This window comes from Caulobacter sp. ALps2 (genome assembly GCF_058681635.1).
The window spans coordinates 1,349,235-1,369,252 of sequence record NZ_CM178743.1 but is presented as its reverse complement, the minus strand read 5'-3'; the positions used below and the strand labels follow the sequence as shown (position 1 = coordinate 1,369,252).

Here is a 20,018-nt window from a genome sequence, read left to right as displayed (position 1 = left end):
TGTTGTGCAGGATTCCCGCGTGCTATGGATTTCGGATGAAGAAAACCGCCGTTGACCTTGACGGTTTCGACCGGAAACTCCTCCACCTGCTGCAGCGACGTGGCCGCGCCAGCTATGTGGAAATGGCCGAGGCGGTGAATCTTTCCGAGTCCGCGTGCCTTCGCCGCGTGCGGGCGCTGGAGGAGGCGGGGGTCATCGGGCGTTATGCGGCGGTGATCGACGAGCGGGCCGTGGGCCTGCCGCTCAGCGTCTTCGTCACGGTCACCCTGTCGTCCCAGGCCGAAAGCGCGCTGAGCGCCTTCGAGAGAGCCATCGCCAATGTCCGCGAGGTGGCCGAGTGTTATCTGATGACCGGCGGCTCGGACTATCTGTTGCGGCTGGTGGTGCGCGACGTCGACGATCTCGAGAGGGTGCACGCCCAGGAGCTGACCCGCATCCCCGGCGTGGTGCGCGTCAGCAGCAGCATCGCCATGCGCACGGTCGTAAAGCGCGCTGAATTGCCGCTGTGAGGATGTGATTAACCTATCCTGAGCTGTTGAGTCATAACATTCACCCCGACATTCAAACCGCGTCGGGGGACGAGATGGTTTCGAGACGACTCCTGCTGGGGGCTCTGGCCGGCCTGGCTGCTCCGGCCCTGGCGTTCGCGGAGGGCGATGGCCATTCGCCCAGCCTGCTGACCAAGAAGGGCCGCCGCACGTCCAGCGCCCTCAAGCACCAGCCGACGGACAAGGCCGCCCTCGACCGGGCCATGGCCAGCGTCAAGCCAATGGAGGCCGATCCGGCCCACGCCCCGGCCGCGCACGTCGCGCCCGCGCAAGAGGTCACGCCCGACGAGGCCATGGGCCGCCTGAAACACGGCAACGCCATCTTCGCCCGCGGCGGGGCCAACCTGATCCTGCCGACCCTGGCGCGGGTCAACGAGCTGTCCAAGGGCCAGAAGCCGTTCGCGGTGGTGATCGGCTGCGCCGACAGCCGCACCGCGCCGGAGCTGATCTTCGACTGCAATCTGGGCGAACTGTTCGTGATCCGCGTCGCCGGCTCGACCGTCAGCCGCGAAGGACTCGGCTCGATCGTCTACGCCGTTGAGCACCTGGGCGCGCCGCTGATCGTCGTCCTGGGCCACACCAAGTGCGGCGCCGTCGGCGCGGCCGTGGACGTCGCCAAGAAGCATACCGAGCTGCACGGCTCGCTGCACGAGATGGTGCTGCCGATCATTCCGGCCGTGCTGGAGGCCGACGAGACCCATCCCGCCGACCTGCAGGACGCCGCCATCCGCCGTAACGTCCGCGACATCGCCGGCCGCCTGAAGATCGCCGACGGCGTTCTGGCCGAACGCATCGAGGAAGGCCGCCTGAAGGTCGTCTCGGCCTGCTACGACCTGGCCACGGGCGTGGTGTCGTTCGACGCCTGATCAAGCTTGAGCATTCAACGTAACGCTGTCATTCGACCGCCGTTGACCCCCGGTCCCGCTTAGGTTCAAGTCCGCCTTGAATCTGCGCGGGTCGAGGGAAGATACGGATGTCGACGGACGAGACGCCGCCGGAAGGCGGTCGCGACACCCAGCCTTCCTTCACGGGGTCATCCCTCAAGGCGCGTTGGGACGGTTTCCGCGCCCAGGTCGCCGAGCGTTGGCCCGCTGCGCTGAAAGGCCCGGTGGCGATCGCCGTGGCGGCCTCGCTGGTCGTCGGATTCGGCGGTGGTTTCGCGGTCGGCAAGGGCGGCCTGTTCTTCGGCGGCGGCAAGCCGGCCGGGGCGGCGGCGGTCAAGGGCGAGACCTGGTCGCTGTTCGGCAAGCCTCGGGGCGCCAACGCCCCACGTCGCGGCATTCCCAAGCCGGACGGTTTCGCGGTCTGGCAGACGCGCGTCGACAGCTCCGGTTCCGATCCCTTGGCCTGCATCCGCATGAGCAAGGACCTGGATCCGTCCAAGTCCTATGCCGACTTCGTGCTGGTCTCGCCGGACATCGGCCGCCAGCCCTCGGTGCGCGTGAAGGGCGACGAACTGTGCCTGGGCGGCGTCGGCTTCACGGATCACCGCATCACCCTGCTCAAGGGCCTGCCGGCCAAGGGCGGTGAGGCGCTCGCCGCCAATGCCGATGTCGACTTCACCTTTGGCGAGAAGCCGCCGTATGTCGGCTTCGCCGGCGACGGCGTGATCCTGCCGCGCGAGGAGGCCGACGGGGTCGCCATCGAGACGATCAATGTCCAGACGCTGGCCATCGAGGTCTGGCGGGTGCCGGACCGCAACCTGGTCCGCAAGTCGATCAGCGCGCCCGATCCGACCGGCGAGGGCGACTGGGCCGGCGACTATGGCGACGACGCCGTGGGCGACGACGGGCGCCGCGTGTGGAAGGGAACCGTTCCCGTGACCGGCGGCGCGACCGGCCAGAAGGCCACCACCGTCTTCCCGCTGGGCGCGGTGCTGAAGGACATGAAGGCCGGCGCCTTCGTGATCAAGGCGCGCGACGTCTCGGGCGGCCGCGATCCCGACGCTGACAACGGCGACAACAATCCGGCCCAGGCTCGCCGCTGGATCGTGTTCACCGACATGGCCCTGCTCGGCTATGACGGCTCGGAAAGCCTGGATGTCGTGGTCCGCTCGCTGAAGAGCGCCAAGACCCTGTCGGGCGTCAACGTGGCCTTGGTCGCCGCCGACGGCGAGCCCCTGGCCGAGGCCAAGAGCGACGCCGACGGCCGTGTGCGGTTCCTGCGTCCGCTCTTGAAGGGCCAGGGCGCCGAGCGCGCCAAGATGGTCATGGCCTATGGCCCGCAAGGCGATCTGGCCGTGCTGGACCTGGACCGTTCGCCGGTCGACCTGTCCAAGCAGGGCGTGGGCGGCCGCACCGAGGGCGGCGTCGACGGACGCAGCGTGGCGGCCGACATCGACGGCTACCTCTATGCCGACCGCGGCATCTATCGGCCGGGCGAGACCGTCCACCTGACCGCCATGGTCCGCGACCGCATGGCCAAGGCCGTGACCGACCGCAAGGGCGAGATCCTCGTCAAGCGGCCCTCGGGCGTCGAGTTCAAGCGTTATCCGTTCAGCCAGGCCAACGCCGGCGCGGTGCTGGCCGACATCGCCCTGCCCCGCTCGGCCCCGCGCGGACGCTGGACCGCCGAGCTGCATATCGAGGGCATCGAGGACGCGACCGGCAGCCTGTCGTTCTCGGTCGAGGACTTCGCGCCGCAACGCCTGGCGGTCACCGCCACGGGCCAGGAATCCGTTCCGGTCGCGGCCGGCGAGACCCGCAAGGTCGACGTCTCGGCCCGCTTCCTCTACGGCGCGCCGGGCGCTGGCCTGCAGACGCAAGGCGAGGCCCGCCTGCGCGCCGACAGCGACCCGTTCCCGGCCTATAAGGGCTTCGAATGGGGCGACCAGTCCAAGACCTTCGACGAGAAATATATCGACCTGGGCTCGACCGTCACCGACGGCGAGGGCCGGGCGATCCTGTCGGTCGGGACCACCGAGGCGGGCGACACCGCCCAGCCGCTGGTGGCCTCGGTCACGGCCTCGGTGTTCGAGCCGGGCGGCCGTCCGGTCCGCGAAGGGCTGGACCTGAAGGTGCGATCGAAATCCGTCTACTACGGCGTCAAGGTCGACCAGGGCGAGGCCGGCAAGGGCGATCCGCCCGTCAGCCTCGACATCATCGCCGTCAACGCCGCCGGCCAGCGCATCGGCGCGACCGCCACCTACACCCTGGTGGCCGAGCGCTGGGACTATGACTGGTTCCAGCAGAACGGCCGCTGGCAGTGGCGCCGCAGCAGCCGCGACGCGATCGTGGCCAAGGCTCAAGTGAACATCGGCGCGGGCCAGTCGGCCAAGTTCACCCGCCGCCTGGGTTGGGGCGACTACCGCCTCGAGGTCGAGGGCGCGGATGGCGCCAAGACCGTCACCCGCTTCTCGGCCGGCTGGGGCGCGCCCGCTCGCGAGGGCGAGGCGCCGGACGTGGTTCGCGTGTCGGCCGGGACGCGGACCTATTCGCAAGGCGACACGGTCGAGATCACCCTCAAGCCGCCCTATGCCGGCGAGGCTCAGGTCGCGGTCGCCACCGATCGCCTGATCGACCTGAAGACCGTGTCCGTCGGCGAGAACGGAACCACCGTGCGCCTGAAGACCTCGGCCGCCTGGGGCGGCGGGGCCTATATCATGGTCAGCGTCATCCAGCCGCGTGACCCGGTCGCCTCGCCCAAGCCGCGCCGCGCGCTCGGTCTCGTCTATGTCCCGCTCGACCCCAAGGGCCGCAAGCTGACGGTGGACCTGGGCACGCCGACCAAGATCGACAGCAAGGCCCCGGTCGAGATCCCCGTGAAGGTGACCGGCATGGGCTTTGGCCAGAAGGCCCGCGTCACCATCGCGGCGGTGGACGAGGGCATCCTGCGCCTGACCCGCCAGGACAGCCCCGACCCGGTGAAGTGGTACTTCGGCAAGCGGGCCCTGACCCTGAACTATCGCGACGACTATGGCCGCCTGCTCGACCCGAACATGGGCGCGCCGGCCAATGTCAACTTCGGCGGCGACGAGGTCGGCGGCGAAGGCCTGACGACCACGCCGATCAAGACCGTGGCCCTGTGGTCCGGCGTGGTCGAGACGGGCCTGGACGGCAAGGCGGTGATCAAGCTGCCGGCCGCCGACTTCAACGGCGAACTGCGCATCCAGGCGGTGGCCTGGACCGACACCGCCGTCGGCTCGGCCTCCAAGCCCCTGACCGTGCGCCAGCCGGTGGTGGCCGACCTGAACCTGCCGCGCTTCCTGGCGCCGGGCGACCAGGCCTACGCCACGCTGGAGCTGCACAATGTCGAGGGCAAGCCGGGCGCCTATACCGCCGAGGCCTTCTCGACCAACGGGCTGAAGGTCGCCTTCAAGAAGGTGTTCCAGCTGATCCTGGGCCAGCGCATCGCCGAGAAGATCTCCTTCCTGGCGCCGGACGTCACCGGCATTGGCAAGATCGGCTTCAAGGTCGCCGGTCCGGGCTTCGAGACCAGCAAGGACTATCCGATCCAGACCCGCCTGGGCTGGGGCGACGTGGTGCGCGCCACCACCGAGATCCAGCGTCCGGGCGAGGCCTTCACGCCGTCCTACAGCCTGCTATCTGGCCTGGCGGCGGGCGACGTGACCATGCAGGTCAGCTATTCGCCGATCCGAGGCTTCGACCCCTCGGCGATCGCGGTGGCGCTGCAGCGCTATCCGTACGGCTGCACCGAGCAACTGGTCTCGACGGCCTATCCGCTGCTGTACGCCCAGACCTTCTCGAACGATCCCAAGCTGAAGCGCACCCCGGCGGCTCTCGCCGGCGCGGTGGGCAAGCTCTTGGATCGCCAGACCCTGGACGGCGCCTTCGGCCTGTGGCGGGTCGGCGACGGCGAGGCTGACCCGTGGCTGGGCGCCTATGTCGTCGACTTCCTGCTGGAGGCCAAGGCGCAAGGCGTCGCCGTGCCCGACAACGCCATCGACAAGGCGGTCTCGGCCATGCGCCAGGTCAGCCGGCCGGAAGGCTGGGCCTCGGTCGCCTATCGCATGGAGTATCCGGGCTGGTGGGCGAGCAACGAGGACGCCTCCAGGAAGGCCACCGAACGCATGCGCCGCCGCGCCAGCGCCTACGCCCTCTATGTGATGGCCAAGGCCGGCAAGGGCGACCTGGCCCGCCTGCGCTGGTGGCACGACGTGCAGATGAAGGACGAGAGCCAGCCGGTCGCCAAGGCCTATGTCGCCGCGGGCCTGGCCCGCATGGGCGACAACGCCCGGGCCCGCTCGGCCATGCGCCAGGCGGTCTCCTCGCTGGGCTATCGTGATGAGCAGGACTGGTACCAGTCGACCCTGCGCGACACCGCGTTGGTCACCGCCCTGGCCGCCGAGTCCAACATGATGGACATCGCGCGCCAGATGCAGGCGCGCCTCGAGAATGTCAGCAAGGATCCCGACGCCCTGAACACCCAGGAGCAGGCGGCGCTGTTGCACGCGGCCAACGCCCTGATCCGGGCCTCGGGTCCGATGTCGATCGACGCCAAGGGCGCCAACCCCCTGCCGCCGGCCGGCGGCGCGCCGCGCTGGGCGGTGGGCAAGCTGGCCGACGCCCGCTTTACCAACACCGGCAAGGGCGTGCTGTGGCGGACGGTGTCGGTGCGTGGCACGCCGACCTCGGCGCCGGGGGCTACGGCTCAGGGCCTGTCGGTGTCCAAGCGCCTGCTGTCGATGGGCGGCGGCGCGATCGATCCGGCGACCATCCGCCAGGGCGATCGGATCATCGTTCTGGTCTCGGGCTCCAACCAGCAGGCCCGCTCGACCGCCCTGGTGGTCGACGACGCCCTGCCCGCCGGCTTCGAGATCGAGACCACCCTGGGCGCCGACGACGCCCAGAACGGTCCGTTCAAGTTCCTCGGCCAGCTGACCGCCGCCGACGTCCAGGAAAGCCGCGACGACCGCTTCATCGCCGCGCTGGACCTAGAAGGCGGCAAGGCGTTCGCCCTGGCCTATGTGGCCCGAGCGGTGACGCCGGGCAGCTTCTTCCTGCCGGGCGCGGTGGCCAAGGACATGTATCGTCCGGCGGTGGTCGGCCGCTCGGAAGCCTCGCGCGCGACGATCGCGCCGGGGCAGTGAAGAGACCTAGTGTTGGGGCGATCACCAAAGGCCTGGTGATCGCCCTCGCCGTCGAGGTCACGCTGTTCACGCTCAGCGCGGTCTTTCCGCCTGACATGACGCGGGCCAGGCACTCCTCGCCGGTCACCCTGGATCGGCGCGGGACCTGGCTGCGCGCTCTGCCGGTCGAAGACGGGCGGTGGCGGATCCGGGCGGATCTCCAGCGCACCGACGAAACCTTTCAAAGACGCCTGATCAAGGTCGAGGACGCCCGGTTCTTCTGGCACCTGGGCGTCGACCCGTTGTCGCTGACGCGGGCGATCGGCTCGGCGGTGGTCCATGGCCGCGTGACCTCCGGGGCCTCGACCCTGACCATGCAGACGGCGCGACTCCTTGAGCCGAGACCCCGAACCGTCGGGGCGAAGCTGATCGAGATGGTCCGCGCGGTGCAGCTGGAGTCGCGGCTGTCCAAGCGCGAGATCCTGGCGCTGTACCTGACGCTCGCCCCCTATGGCGGCAATCTAGAAGGCGCGCGGGCGGCCAGCCTCAGCTATTTCGGCCATGAGCCCAGCAGCCTGACCGACGGCGAGCAGGCGCTCCTGATCGCCCTGCCGCAGTCGCCCGAGGCCCGCCGTCCCGACCGCCGACCCGAGGCCGCCAAGCGCGCAAGAGCCGCTGTGCTGGACAAGATGGTCCGAGCGCGCGCCATTTCACAGGCCGCCGCCTACGAAGCCGAGAACGAACCGCTGCCGCGCCGCACGCCCTTCCCGGCCCTGGCCTGGCACGTCGCCGGCGAGCTGGCCCGCGACGCGCCCGCCAACCAGGCCAGCGTGGTCTCGACCCTCGACGCCGATCTCCAGTCACGGCTGGAGCCGATGGCCGCCGCCGTGGCGGGCGCGCAAGGGCCGGACGCCACCGCCGCCATCCTGGTGGTCGAGATCAGGAACCGCGCCGTCCGCGCCGCCGTCGGTTCGGCCGGCCGCGATCGGGCCGGCGGCTGGGTCGACATGACCCGCGCCCTGCGTTCGCCGGGCTCGGCCCTGAAGCCCTTCATCTACGCCATGGCCATGGACGATGGCCTGGTCGCCGCCGACACCCAACTGGCCGACAGCGCGACCCGCTTCGCCGACTACCAGCCCGAGAACTTTGACCGGGTCTTCCACGACAAGGTCACGGTGCGCGAAGCCCTGGCCCACTCGCTGAACGTCCCGGCCGTCGCCACCCTGGAGAAGCTGGGGCCCGAGACCTTCGCCGGCCGTATCGAGGCCGCCGGGGCGCATCTGGCGCGTCCGAAGGCGCAGCTGAAGGAGGCCGGGCTGGCCCTGGCGCTGGGCGGTGAAGGCATCACCTGGCGCGACCTCGTCATGCTGTACGCGGCGCTCGGCGACGGCGGCATCGCCAAGCCGCTGGCCTGGACCGAGGACGAGGCCAAGACCCGCGAGCATTCGAGCGGTCACCGCCTGGTCCGTCCCGAGGCGGCAAGCCAGGTGCTGGACATCCTGCGTGAAGCCCCGGCCCCGCGCGGCCGTGCGCCGTCGGCCCTAACGCGTGGCGGGCCGTCGATGGCGTTCAAGACGGGCACCTCGTACGGCTTCCGCGACGCGGTGGCGGCCGGGGTGGTCGGCGGCTATGCGATCCTGGTCTGGACGGGCAGGGCCGATGGCGGCGCGCGGGGCGGACTGACCGGACGTGACGCGGCCCTGCCGCTGCTGTTCGATGTCGCCGACGCCATCGGGACCGCGTCCTCGGCCCCGCGCCCGATCGCTCCGAAGTCGGCGCCGCTGGCGCTCCAGAACCTGCGGGCCGAGCACGCCGGCCCACGCCTGATCTTCCCGCCCGACGGCGCGTCGGTGCAGGTCGACGCCCTGGGCTCCAAGGCGCGAGGCCTAGTGCTCGCCGCCGAGGGGGAGGGCCTGACCTGGTACGTGGAAGGCCAGCCGCTTGACCTGGATCCGATCAGCGGCCGCGCCATCTGGAAGCCGGCCGCGCCGGGCTTCTACAAGTTGTCGGTGGTGGACGCGCAAGGGCGCCGGGCGACCGCCAAGGTGCGGATCAAGGGAAACTGACCACACCCATAGCCGTAATCCCGCGACTTGTTCGCGGGACCCATTTGTCCGCCGCAGGTGAAGTGCGGGCTCACGCTCTCACGTGGAAGCTGAACCATGGGTCCCGCGCATAAAGCGCGGGATGACGGGTAGGTTAGGAGTTGGACCTACTCGTCCCGCTTCCAGAACGGTCGGTCTTGCACCATCGTGTCGGCGACCGTGCGCTCATAGTCCTCGCGGCTGGCGATGCCGATGTCGAGGTCGTTCACCAGGCCGTCGGCCAGCGAATAGACCCAGCCATGCACGGCCAGCGACTGGCCGCGCGCCCAGGCGTCCTGGACGAAGACGTCGGCGGCGACGTTGCGCACCTGGCGGGCGACGTTCAGTTCGGTCAGGCGGTCGAGCATCTCGCGCTTGTCGCCGATAGCTTCCAGGGCGTGCTTGTGCTCGGCATGGACCTCGCGGATCGGGTGCAGCCAGTGGTCGACCAGGCCCCGGCGCTGGCCGTCGATGGCCGCCGCGACGCCGCCACAGCCATAGTGGCCGACGACCATGATGTGCTTGACCTTCAGCACGTCGACCGCGAACTGCAGCACGCTGAGGTAGTTGGCGTCCTGCGGCGGGGCCAGGTTGGCCACGTTGCGGTGGACGAACAGCTCGCCCGGATCCAGGCCGACGATCTCATTGGCCGGCACGCGACTGTCGCTGCAGCCGATCCACAGATATTCCGGGCTCTGCTGGTTCTCCAGGCGCTTGAAGAACTCCGGGTCGATCTGGGTCTTGCTCTTCGACCAGGCGCGGTTGTTGGATTTCAGGTCCTCAAGCATCTAGCGCTCCGGATGATGGTCTGGATGGGCGGCGGCGATGGCCGGGTGCTTGGCCGCGCGGGCGGCGGCGGCCTGGATCGCCGGGAAGGGAGAGAGGTCGACGTTGAAACGGCCGGCGTTGAACACCTGCGGCACCAGCAGGCAGTCGACCAGGCCCGGCGCGTCGCCGAACGCGAAGCCGCCCGAGTGCTTGGCGACCATCGGCTCCAGCGCCCGGAAGCCGTCGCTGATCCAGCGGGCGACCCAGGCGTTGCGGTCGGTCTCGCCGATCTCCAGCGCCGTCAGCTGACGCAGGATGCGCAGATTGTTCAGCGGGTGGATGTCGCAGGCGATGATCTCGGCCATGCCGCGCACGATGGCCCGCTCGTAGGCCGTGGCCGGCAGCAGGGCGGGCTCGTGCGAGACCTCGTCCAGCCATTCCAGGATGGCTAGGCTCTGGGTCAGAGGGCGGCCGTCGACTTCCAGAGTCGGCACCAGGGCCTGTGCGTTCAGGGCGCGGTAGTCGGGCTCGTGATGGGCGTTGGCCACCAGGTCCACGGGCCGCAGCGCGTAAGGCAGGCCCTTCAGGTTCAGGCCGATCCGCACCCGATAGGGCGCGCTGGCGCGCTTGGCGCTGTGCAGGACGAGCTTCATGCAAGCCTTTCTTGTTTGTCGCGTGACGGGCGCCGAAACCGGCGTCCACTTTCGGCTGTCACGCTCCCCGCCCCTTAGACCAGGGTGAATTCGAGACGCCCGACGCCCTCGACCTCGCCGACGACCTTGTCGCCGCGGACGATGGCGGCGACGCCCTCGGGGGTGCCGGTGAAGATCAGGTCGCCGGCGGCCAGGGTCCACAGCGCGCTGGCCTTGGCGATCACCTCGCCGACGCTCCAGATCAGGTCGCCGATCTGGCCGCGCTGGCGCTCCTGGCCGTTGACCGACAGCGTGATGGCGGCCCGCGGCGCCGGCGCGTCCATGACCCGGATGGCGGTGATCGGGGCGCTGAAGTCGAAGGCCTTGCCGGCTTCCCACGGGTGGCCCTTGGCCTTGGCCGCGCCTTGCAAGTCGCGACGGGTCAGATCAACGCCGACCGCATAGCCGAAGACGGTTTCCAGAGCCTGTTCCGGCGTCAGGTTCGCGCCGCCGCTCTTCAGCGCCACCACCAGCTCGATCTCGTGGTGCAGGTCGCTGGTCGCGGGCGGATACGGGACTTCCGCCATCAGCGGCGCGATGGCGTCGGCGGGTTTCGAAAAGAAGAACGGCGGGTCGCGGGTGTCGGCGCCCATTTCGCGGGCGTGGGCGGCGTAGTTGCGGCCCACGCAAAGAATCCGACGAACCGGGAAGACGGCGTTCGAAACGCCTTCAGGGCCCTCCACCGGGACCGTGGGAATGGCGTGCGGGGGAAAGGCGTAGGTCGTCATGGCGCCTCCTGTAGACCCAAAATCCATGCGCCAAAACCCCCGCCGAAGCGATCGCCGCAAAGTGGTCGCCGTTCAGAAATCCTGCGGTTGAGGTCTTCGCCTAAACGTTCTTTCACTTGCTCCGCTCCGCGGCCTCGCGTCATGTCGTGCTCGGGGAAATTTGGCGATCTATTGGGGGCTTTAGGACGCACATGCTCATCATCGAAAATCTGACCCACGTTTATGGCAATGGCACCCGCGCCCTGGACGAGGTCAGTCTGACGATTCCGCGCGGCATGTACGGCCTGCTGGGTCCGAACGGGGCCGGCAAGTCGACCCTCATGCGGACCATCGCCACCCTGCAGGCCCCGACCTCGGGCCATATCCGCTTCGGCGACATCGACGTGCTGAAGAACCCCGAGGAACTGCGCAAGACGCTGGGCTATCTGCCGCAGGACTTCGGCGTCTATCCGCGCGTCTCGGCCTACGACATGCTGGACCACATGGCGGTGCTGAAGGGCGTCGCCAGCGCCAAGGCCCGTAAGGAAACGGTCGAGCACCTGCTGAACCAGGTGAACCTGTGGAACGTCCGCAAGAAGGCCATCGCCGGCTTCTCGGGCGGCATGCGCCAGCGTTTCGGCATCGCCCAGGCCCTGATCGGCGATCCACGCCTGATCATCGTCGACGAGCCCACGGCGGGCCTCGACCCCGAGGAGCGCAACCGCTTCCTCAACCTCCTGGCCGAGATCGGCGAGAACGTGGTGGTGATCCTCTCGACCCACATCGTCGAGGATGTCAGCGACCTGTGCCCGGCCATGGCCATCATCTGCGACGGCCGCATCGTCAGCGAAGGCGCGCCCAACGACCTGGTGGCCAAGCTGCGCGGCCGGATCTGGAAGAAGATCATCGACAAGGCCGAGCTGGAGGCCGCCAAGGCCCGCTACAAGGTCATCTCGACCCGCCTGCTGGCCGGCCGCACGGTCATCCACATCCTGTCCGACGACAATCCTGGCGAGGGCTTCACCCCGGTCGAGGGCGGGCTGGAGGATGTCTATTTCTCCACCCTCTCGACGACGCGGCGGGCGGCCTGACGGGGAGCGGCGCGATGTTCGGCAAGATCGCGAGCTTCGAGCTCCGCTACCAATTGAAGTCGCCCGTCTTCTGGGTGGTGGCGACCATCTTTTTCCTGCTGACCTTCGGGGCGGCGACGATCGACCAGATCCAGATCGGCGGCGGGAGCAACATCCACCGCAACGCCCCGGCGGCGATCGCCCAGACTCACCTGATCCTGTCGATCTTCTACATGTTCGTGACCACGGCCTTCGTGGCCAATGTGGTGGTGCGCGACGACGAGACGGGCTTCGGGCCCATCCTGCGGTCCACCCGGGTGGGCAAGTTCGACTATCTGTACGGCCGCTTCACGGGCGCCTTCCTGGCGGCGGCGATCTCGTTCCTGGTCGTGCCGCTGGCCATCTGGATCGGCTCGTTCATGCCGTGGATCGATCCCGAGCGCCTGGGCCCCAACGACCCGCACGCCTATGTCTTCGCCTATTTCGGCCTGGCCCTGCCGTCGATCCTGCTGACCTCGGCGCTGTTCTTCGCCCTGGCGACGGTGACCCGCTCGATGATGTGGACCTATGTCGGCGTCATCGCCTTCATGGTGCTGTGGATCATCGCCAACATCGCGCTGGATCGGCCCGAATACGAGAAGATCGCCGCCTATTGGGAGCCGTTGGGCACCGCCGCCTACGGCCTGACGACCAAGTACTGGACCGCCAGCGAGCGCAACACCCTGGTGCCGCCGCTGTCGGGCGCGCTGCTGTTCAACCGCGTCTTCGTGCTGGTGCTGTCGGCCGCCTTCCTGGTGCTGGCCTACGGCCTGTTCCGCTTCCAGTCGGCCGACCTGTCGGGCCAGCGCAAGGTCAAGACGGGCAAGAAGGCCAAGGCGCAGGAAGACGCCGCGCCCGCCGCCCTGTCGGGTCCGCTGCCGCAACCGGTGTTCGACCGCGCCACGGCCTGGGCCCAGCTAGTCGTCCGCACGCGCCTGGACATGGGCCAGGTGTTCAAGAGCCCGGCCTACTTCGTGCTGCTGGCGCTGGGCCTGGCCAACGCCATGGGCGCGCTGTGGTTCGCCACCGACGCCGGCCGCTACGGCGGCGTGGTCTATCCGGTCACCCGCGTGCTGTTGCAGCCGCTGTTGGGCTCGTTCGGCCTGATCCCGATGATCATCGCCATCTATTATTCGGGCGAGCTGGTCTGGCGCGAACGCGAGCGCAAGACCCACGAGATCATCGACGCCACGCCCGTGCCCGACTGGGCTTTCGTGGCCCCCAAGACCCTGGCCATCAGCCTCGTCCTGGTTTCGACCCTGCTGGTCAGCGTGGTCGCCGCCATGCTCAGCCAGGTGTTCCACGGCTATTTCAACGTCGAGATCGGCAAGTATCTCGTCTGGTACGTGCTGCCCCAGGCCATCGACTGGATCCTGCTGGCGGTGTTCGCCGTGTTCCTGCAGGCGATCAGCCCCCACAAGTTCATCGGCTGGGGCCTGATGGTGATCTACATGGTCACCACCATCACCTTCGTGACGATGGGCTTCGAGCATAAGCTCTACAACTACGGCTCGGTCACCGACACGCCGTTCTCGGACATGAACGGCCTCGGCAAGTTCTGGATCGGCGCCTGGTGGCTGCGCGCCTACTGGACCGCGTTCGCCCTGATCCTGCTGGTCGGCGCCTATGGCCTGTGGCGGCGCGGGACCGAGACCCGGCTGCTGCCGCGTCTGCGCCGCCTGCCCTCGCGCCTGAAGGGCGGGGCGGGGATCCTGGCCGGCGTCTCGCTGGTCGCCTTCGTGGCGCTGGGCGGGTTCATCTATCTGAACACCAATGTCTGGAACACCTATCGGACCCGGATCGACAACGAAAAGTGGCAGGCCGACTACGAAAAGACCTTGCTGCCGTTCGAGAACACGCCCCAGCCCAAGATCGTCGCCATGACCCTGGACGTCGACCTGCGGCCGCACGCGCCCAGCATCGAGACCAAGGGCTCGTACATCTTCGAGAACCGGACCGGCCAGGCGCTGAAGGAGATCCACGTCCGCTTCGACCGCGACCTGCAGGTCAAGGGCCTGTCGATCGAGGGCGCGCGGCCCAAGAAGACGTTCGAGAAGTTCAACTACCGCATCTTCGCCTTCGACACGCCGATGGCGCCGGGCGAGCAGCGCAAGATGAGCTTCATCACCCTGCGGGCCGAGCGCGGCTTCCCCAACAGCGGCCAGGAGCACCGGGTCGTCGACAACGGCACCTTCGTCAACAACATGGAGATCGCGCCGATCCTGGGCATGTCGCGCGACGGCCTGCTGCAGGACCGCGCCAAGCGCCGCAAGTACGGCCTGCCGCCCGAGCGCCGCATGGCCAAGCTGGGCGACCTCCCGTCCCGCCAGTTCAACGGCCTGCGCAAGGACGCCGACTTCGTCACCTCCGACATCACCGTCGCCACCGACGCCGACCAGACGCCGATCGCGCCGGGCTACAAGGTCTCGGACACGGTGAAGGGCGCTCGCCGCATCGCCCGCTTCGTCACCGAGGCGCCGATCATGCCGTTCGTCTCGATCCAGTCGGCCCGCTACCAGGTGGCGCAGGAGACCTACAAGGGCGTGCAGCTGGCGGTCTATTACGACGCCCAGCACACCTGGAACATCGACCGCATGAAGCAGTCGATGAAGCGCTCGCTGGACTATATGGGGACCGAGTTCAGCCCCTATCAGTTCCGCCAGCTGCGCTTCCAGGAGTTCCCCGACTACGAGCAGTTCGCCCAGTCGTTCGCCAACACCATTCCGTGGTCGGAAGGGATGTTCTTCATCTCCGACTACCGCGACCCGACCAAGATCGACATGGTCACCTACGTTGGCGCCCACGAGATCGGCCACCAGTGGTGGGCCCACCAGGTGATCGGCGCCGACCAGCAGGGCGGGGCGATGCTGAGCGAGACCTTCGCCCAGTACTCGGCCCTGATGGTCATGAAGCGCACCTATGGCGAGGCCCAGATCCGCCGGTTCCTGAAGTTCGAGCTGGACAGCTATCTGCGCGCCCGCGGCGGCGACGTCCTGGACGAGCAGCCGCTCTACAAGGTCGAGAGCCAGCCGTACGTCTATTACCGCAAGGGCTCTCTGGTCATGTACCGGCTGCAGGACCAGATCGGCGAGGCGGCGGTCAATCGCGCCCTGCGCAAGCTGATCGCGGCCCACGCCTTCAAGGGCGCGCCCTATCCGATCACCACCGACTTCCTGACGTTGCTGCGCGCCGAGGCCCCGGCCGACAAGCAAACCCTGATCACCGATCTGTTCGAGAAGATCACCCTGTATGATCTGAAGACCAAGTCGGCGGTGGTGAAGACGCGGGCCGACGGCAAGTTCGACGTCACGGTCACGGTCGAGGCGGTCAAGAAATACGCCGACGGCAAGGGCAAGGAGACGCCCGCCGCGCTGAACGAGACCATGGATATCGGCCTGTTCACCGCCGAGCCGGGCAAGAAGGGCTTCGACGCCAAGGACGTGGTGCTCTACGAGCGCCGGCCGATCCGCTCGGGTGTGCAGACCTTCACCTTCACGACAGCCAAGGCGCCGAAGTTCGCTGGGATCGATCCGTACAACACGGTGATCGACCGCAACGGCGACGACAACACCACCAAGGTGGGCAATTGAGCGAGGAGCTCGCCATCCGGATGGACGGGCCGGCGCTGAACGCCTTCCTGCGCCGCGCCTTTCCGGAGACGGATCCCGACCACATGGCGTCGGTGATGGAGGTCGAGCCGGGCCGGGTGCTGATCAAGCTGCCGTATGCCAGCCGGCAGCTGCGGCCGGGCGGGGTGATCTCGGGACCGACCCTGATGACCCTGGCCGATACGGCGGCCTATGCCCTGGTGCTGGCCCATATCGGCGAGGTGGCCATGGCGGTCACGACCTCGCTGAACATCCACTTCCTGCGCGGATGCAAACCGGGCGACCTCCATGCGGAGGCCGCCCTGCTGAAGCTGGGCCGCCGCATCGCGACGGCCGATGTCCTTCTCTGGACGGAAGGGAGAGGACGACCGGCCGCCAAGGCGACCGTCGCCTACGCCATTCCCTAGAAGGGCTTAATGCCCTTCCTTGGCCTCGGCGACGTCTTCGCCGGTGTCGAAGCCCTTCTTCAGGCCCTCGGCCATGTTGAGGTGCTCCTGGACCTTCGGGGCCGTGGCGGCGGCGAAGGCCTTGATGGCCGGGGTGTCGCCATCCTGGGCGTAACGCTGCAGCAGGTTCAGAGCCGCCTGATGGGCGTCGACCTGGCTGTCGGCGTACTTCTTGTCGAAGTCCTTGGCGTCGGCCTTGTTCAGGTCGTCTAGCTTGCCCTGCAGGTCCGCCGGCAGCATGGTCGGCGGCGTGATGGCGGCGCCGGAAGCGGCGATGGCCGACTTCAGTTCTTCCGTCGTGGCCATGTGGGCCTTTTCCATCGAAGCGGCGAACTTCTTGACCGAAGCGTTGGTCGAGCGCTTGGCGGCGACCTTGGCGGCCTCGATCTCGAACATGTCGCTGGCGGCGGCCTTGGCGACGAAGACGTCGGCCTTCGTCTCGTCCGCCGGGGTCGGGACGGTGGCGGCCGGGTTGGCGTCGGGGGTCGCGGCCTGTTCGGCCGGGGTGGCGGCGCCCTTGGTTTCATCGGCCTTCTGGCCACAGGCGGCGAGGCTGAGCGCCGCGACGGCGGCGGCGCTGATCAGAATGTGACGGGTCATGGCTCTGTCTTTCCCTACGCGTTTTTCTTAGAGGTTCTTGAAAGCTGGGCGGCGCACCGCGCCCGGTGACCAACAAAACCTCACGGCGCCGTGAACGGTTCCGTTGGAGGCGGGGGAGAATGTGATGACCCAGGGACCATTGGCCGGGCTGCGCGTGATCGAGATGGGCTCGCTGATCGCCGGGCCGTTCTGCGGCCAAGTGCTGGGCGACTTCGGGGCCGAGGTCATCAAGCTGGAGGATCCCAAGGTCGGCGATCCGATGCGCCAGTGGGGGCGCTCCAAGCCCAAGGGCCTGTCGCCCTGGTGGCCGGTGATCGGCCGCAACAAGAAGTCCGTCACCGTCGATCTGCGTACGGACGAGGGCCGCGACATCGCCCGCGCCCTGATCGCCAAGGCCGACGTGGTGGTCGAGAACTTCCGCCCCGGCACCCTGGAAAAGTGGGGGATGGGCTATGAGGACCTGGCGAAAATCAATCCTGGCCTGGTGATGGCGCGGGTGTCCGGGTTCGGACAGACCGGGCCCTATTCGAAACGCGCCGGCTACGCCTTGGTCGGTGAGGCCATGGGCGGCCTGCGCCACATCACCGGCGAGCCTGATCGCAACCCCGCTCGGGCCGGCATCTCGATCGGCGACAGCCTGTCGGGCCTGAACGCGGCGCTGGGCGTGATGATGGCCCTGCACGCCCGCCAGCGCACCGGCCGGGGCCAGGTGGTCGACGCGGCCATCTACGAGAGCGTGCTGACGGTGATGGAGAACCTGATCACCGAATATGACCTGACCGGCTATGTCCGCGAACGTTCGGGGGCGGTGCTGCCCGGCATCGCGCCGTCCAACGTCTATCCGACCAGGTCCGGCGAGCTCGTTTTGATCGGCGCCAACCAGGACACCCTGTTCAAGCGTCTGTGCGACCTGATGGGCCGGCCAGACCTGGCCGAGGACGTCCGCTACCGCGACCACGCCGCCCGCGGCGCGAACCAGACCGAACTGGACGCCCGCATCGCCGCCTGGACGCTCGACCAGGACATCGACGACCTGCTGCCCAGGCTGGAAGCCGCCGGCCTGGCGACGGGCCGGATCTACCGCGCCCCGGACATGATCGATGACCCGCAGTTCGTGGCCCGCGAGTCGATCGTGACCGTGGCCCACCCGGTGTTCGGCCAGATCAAGATGCAGAACGCCTTCCCGAAACTGACCGAGACGCCGGGGGGCGTGCGGTGGCCAGGACCGACCCTGGGAGAGCACACGGACGCGGTGCTGACCGAGGTGGCGGGCATGAGCGCGGAAGCGGTCGAGGGGCTGCGGGCGAAGGGCGTGATCTAGGCGAAAGCGCCTCTCCTCCCCCTTCAGGGGGAGGTGGCCCGGAGGGTCGGAGGGGGCAGCACGGCCTATACGGAGAAGCCCCCTCAGTCGGCTTCGCCGACAGCTCCCCCAGCAGGGGAGCAGATTCCTAGACCCGCCCCGTAACCCCCGCCACCGCGCGGGCGATCTGGTGGACATTGTACGGCTTGCGCACGATCGGGGCGTCGAAGCCCATCGGCGCGGCCTTGTCGGCATAGCCGGTGGCGAACACGAACGGGCGGCCCATCGTGCGCAGGATCTCGGCGACGGGCGCGACCGACTGGCCGTTCAGGTCGGCGTCAAGGACGGCGACGTCGAAGTCCATCTGGACCATCGCCAGGGCCTCGCTGAGTTCGGCCGCGCAGCCCACCACGTGGACGCCGGCGTCTTCCAGGCCCGCTTCCAGCTCCAGCGCCAGCAGCAGGGAATCCTCGACGATCAGCACCTTCAGCCCGGCGATGGCGCCCGGACGGACGGTTTCGTCGGCGGCGACCACGGTCTCGACGATGCGCTCGGGGGCGGCCTGGGCTTCTTCCATCGGCGGAGCGTCGGCCAGGGCCTCGGCCGCGCCCTGGATCATGGCGGTGACGCCGCCGGGCTTGTAGTTGATCTTGGCCGAGCCGCCCAATTCGCGACCGGCGACGTCCTCGATCAGGGTCGCGCCGAAGCCCTTGGTGGCGGGCGCGGTCGCCGGCGGGCCGCCGGTCTCCAGCCATTCCAGCGCGAAGCCGCCCTCGGGGGTGCGCCGCCAGACCACCTCGACCTTGCCGTTTTCGCTGGAGAGCGAGCCATAGCGCATGGCGTTGACGGCCAGTTCGTGCAGGGCCAGCGACAAGGCCGAGGCCGCGCGCGGCGTCAGGAACATCTCCGGTCCGTCCCAGCGGGTCTGGGTGGGCGACAGGCCCCCCAGTTCGGCGGCGGCGATCCGGGCCAAGGTCGCGCCCCGCCAGCGGGCGGCGGTCAACAGGTCGTGGGCCGAGCTCATCGATTTCAGCCGGCCCGCGAAGGTCTTCAGGAACACGTCCAGCGAGGCTGACTTGCGCGCCGACTGGGCCGCCACCGACTGGACCACGGCCAGCAGGTTCTTGATGCGATGGTCAAGCTCTGCGACCAGGTTCTCGCGCTGGGCTTCCTCGGCCTTGCGCTCGGTGATGTCCTGGACGACGCCGATCAGATAGGCCGGCTCGCCGTCGTCGCCGGGCACGATCACCCCCGAGCCGTGATTCCAGACCTCGCGGCCGTCCGGGCCGTTGGGGCGGCGATACTCGACGTCGTAGTGGCCGGTCTCTTTCAGCTGCTTGTTGATGAAATCCGGCGCCCATTCCTGGTCTTCGGGGTGCAGGTAGTCGAACAGCACCAGACCATTGCCGGCGGGCACCTCCCCCGGCTCGATATTCGAGATCTTGGCCAGGCGGGGGCTGACCTTGATCACGTCGCGTCTGATGTCCCACTCGAACTCGCCGAGGCTGGCCGCCGAGATAGCTAGGTCCAGGCGCTCGCTCTCGAGATTGCGCTTGGCTATCAGCGCTTCGGCGGCCAGTTCGGCCAGGTCTTCCAGCGCCCGCAGGTCCTCGTCAGAGGCCGGGCCGCTCGCGCCGGGGCCTTCGACGACCATCGCGCCCAGGGCGTGGCCCTGCTCGTCGCGGATCGGGACCGCCAGGCCGACTGGGCCGTTGGCGGCGACCACTTGGGCGGCCAGGTCGCCTTCGCGCGGGCCTTCGGGGCCGGGATAGCCGACATAGGCCTTGCGCCAGACGCGGTCCTGGTCGACCAGGACGATGGCGCTCTTGGGCGCGTCGAACAGCTTGGCCGCCAGGCGCGCGAGGCGCAGGAACCGGGGCTGGTTGGCCGCGCCGCCCAGGATGTCCAAGGCCTTCAAGGCCTTGAGACGGTCGGCTTCCTGTCGGTCGTCGCTGACGATGGGGGCGTCCTCCATGATTCGACCTTAGACCCGCTTCGCGTTTGGCGCGAGCCGGTTTGGACTCGATTCCCGAGTGGTGAAGCTTGCCGACCTTGAGTATCGTGGAACCGCGCCGCTAAGCTCGGCGTTGACGGGGCGCAGCTTCCGCGCCCAAGAGGTCTTTGTTTC

13 protein-coding genes are annotated in these 20,018 nt (G+C 68.6%); 8 read left to right on the top strand and 5 right to left on the bottom strand.

Going from position 1 to position 20,018, the window contains the following annotated elements; translation table 11 throughout:
• Positions 1 to 35 precede the first annotated feature (35 nt).
• The 4 genes from ACW173_RS06400 to pbpC all read left to right on the top strand — a co-directional run bounded on the left by ACW173_RS06400 (position 36) and on the right by pbpC (position 8,642).
• Positions 36 to 509: an Lrp/AsnC family transcriptional regulator gene (locus ACW173_RS06400; protein WP_492084025.1), complete on the top strand. Its 474-nt coding sequence runs from the start codon at positions 36 to 38 to the stop codon at positions 507 to 509.
• A 74-nt stretch (positions 510 to 583) separates the two neighbouring features.
• Positions 584 to 1,414 carry a carbonic anhydrase gene (locus tag ACW173_RS06395; protein WP_492084024.1) on the top strand — a complete coding sequence of 277 codons (831 nt, stop codon included), beginning with the start codon at positions 584 to 586 and terminating at the stop codon, positions 1,412 to 1,414.
• 101 nt (positions 1,415 to 1,515) lie between these two features.
• Positions 1,516 to 6,597: an alpha-2-macroglobulin family protein gene (locus ACW173_RS06390; protein WP_492085930.1), complete on the top strand. Its 5,082-nt coding sequence runs from the start codon at positions 1,516 to 1,518 to the stop codon at positions 6,595 to 6,597.
• Positions 6,594 to 8,642, top strand: coding sequence for a penicillin-binding protein 1C (pbpC, locus tag ACW173_RS06385; RefSeq protein WP_492084023.1), 2,049 nt, complete (start codon positions 6,594 to 6,596; stop codon positions 8,640 to 8,642). The genes ACW173_RS06390 and pbpC overlap by 4 nt, the downstream gene beginning before the upstream one ends.
• A gap of 146 nt (positions 8,643 to 8,788) precedes the next feature.
• Here the strand turns inward: pbpC and ACW173_RS06380 are convergent, their stop codons facing one another.
• The 3 genes from ACW173_RS06380 to ACW173_RS06370 form a co-directional block, all read right to left on the bottom strand.
• A complete protein-coding gene (locus ACW173_RS06380) occupies positions 8,789 to 9,448 on the bottom strand; it encodes a carbonic anhydrase (protein ID WP_492084022.1) in 660 nt (219 codons plus the stop codon).
• Entirely contained in the window at positions 9,449 to 10,081 is a 633-nt protein-coding gene (gene maiA / locus ACW173_RS06375) for a maleylacetoacetate isomerase (RefSeq protein ID WP_492084021.1), read from the bottom strand.
• Positions 10,082 to 10,155: 74 nt separating this feature from the next.
• Complete coding sequence (locus ACW173_RS06370; RefSeq protein WP_492084020.1) at positions 10,156 to 10,848, bottom strand: fumarylacetoacetate hydrolase family protein; 693 nt, start codon at positions 10,846 to 10,848, stop codon at positions 10,156 to 10,158.
• A 191-nt stretch (positions 10,849 to 11,039) separates the two neighbouring features.
• On the opposite strand from ACW173_RS06370, the gene ACW173_RS06365 reads away from it, so the two are divergent.
• From ACW173_RS06365 to ACW173_RS06355, 3 genes are read left to right on the top strand one after another with little or no spacing between them, the layout of a single operon-like run.
• A complete protein-coding gene (locus ACW173_RS06365; RefSeq protein ID WP_492084019.1) occupies positions 11,040 to 11,918 on the top strand; it encodes an ABC transporter ATP-binding protein in 879 nt (292 codons plus the stop codon).
• A gap of 14 nt (positions 11,919 to 11,932) precedes the next feature.
• Positions 11,933 to 15,526, top strand: coding sequence for a M1 family aminopeptidase (locus ACW173_RS06360; protein ID WP_492084018.1), 3,594 nt, complete (start codon positions 11,933 to 11,935; stop codon positions 15,524 to 15,526).
• A 20-nt stretch (positions 15,527 to 15,546) separates the two neighbouring features.
• Complete coding sequence (locus tag ACW173_RS06355) at positions 15,547 to 15,951, top strand: PaaI family thioesterase (protein WP_492085928.1); 405 nt, start codon at positions 15,547 to 15,549, stop codon at positions 15,949 to 15,951.
• Positions 15,952 to 15,957: 6 nt separating this feature from the next.
• On the opposite strand, the gene ACW173_RS06350 is transcribed toward ACW173_RS06355, so the two are convergent.
• Positions 15,958 to 16,590, bottom strand: coding sequence for a DUF4142 domain-containing protein (locus tag ACW173_RS06350; protein WP_492084017.1), 633 nt, complete (start codon positions 16,588 to 16,590; stop codon positions 15,958 to 15,960).
• Between the two features lie 124 nt (positions 16,591 to 16,714).
• Between ACW173_RS06350 and ACW173_RS06345 the strand changes: the two genes are divergently transcribed.
• Positions 16,715 to 17,911: a CaiB/BaiF CoA transferase family protein gene (locus ACW173_RS06345; protein ID WP_492084016.1), complete on the top strand. Its 1,197-nt coding sequence runs from the start codon at positions 16,715 to 16,717 to the stop codon at positions 17,909 to 17,911.
• A 127-nt stretch (positions 17,912 to 18,038) separates the two neighbouring features.
• Here ACW173_RS06345 and ACW173_RS06340 read toward each other — a convergent pair whose 3' ends face one another.
• Complete coding sequence (locus tag ACW173_RS06340) at positions 18,039 to 19,865, bottom strand: HWE histidine kinase domain-containing protein (protein ID WP_492084015.1); 1,827 nt, start codon at positions 19,863 to 19,865, stop codon at positions 18,039 to 18,041.
• Positions 19,866 to 20,018: the final 153 nt, after the last annotated feature.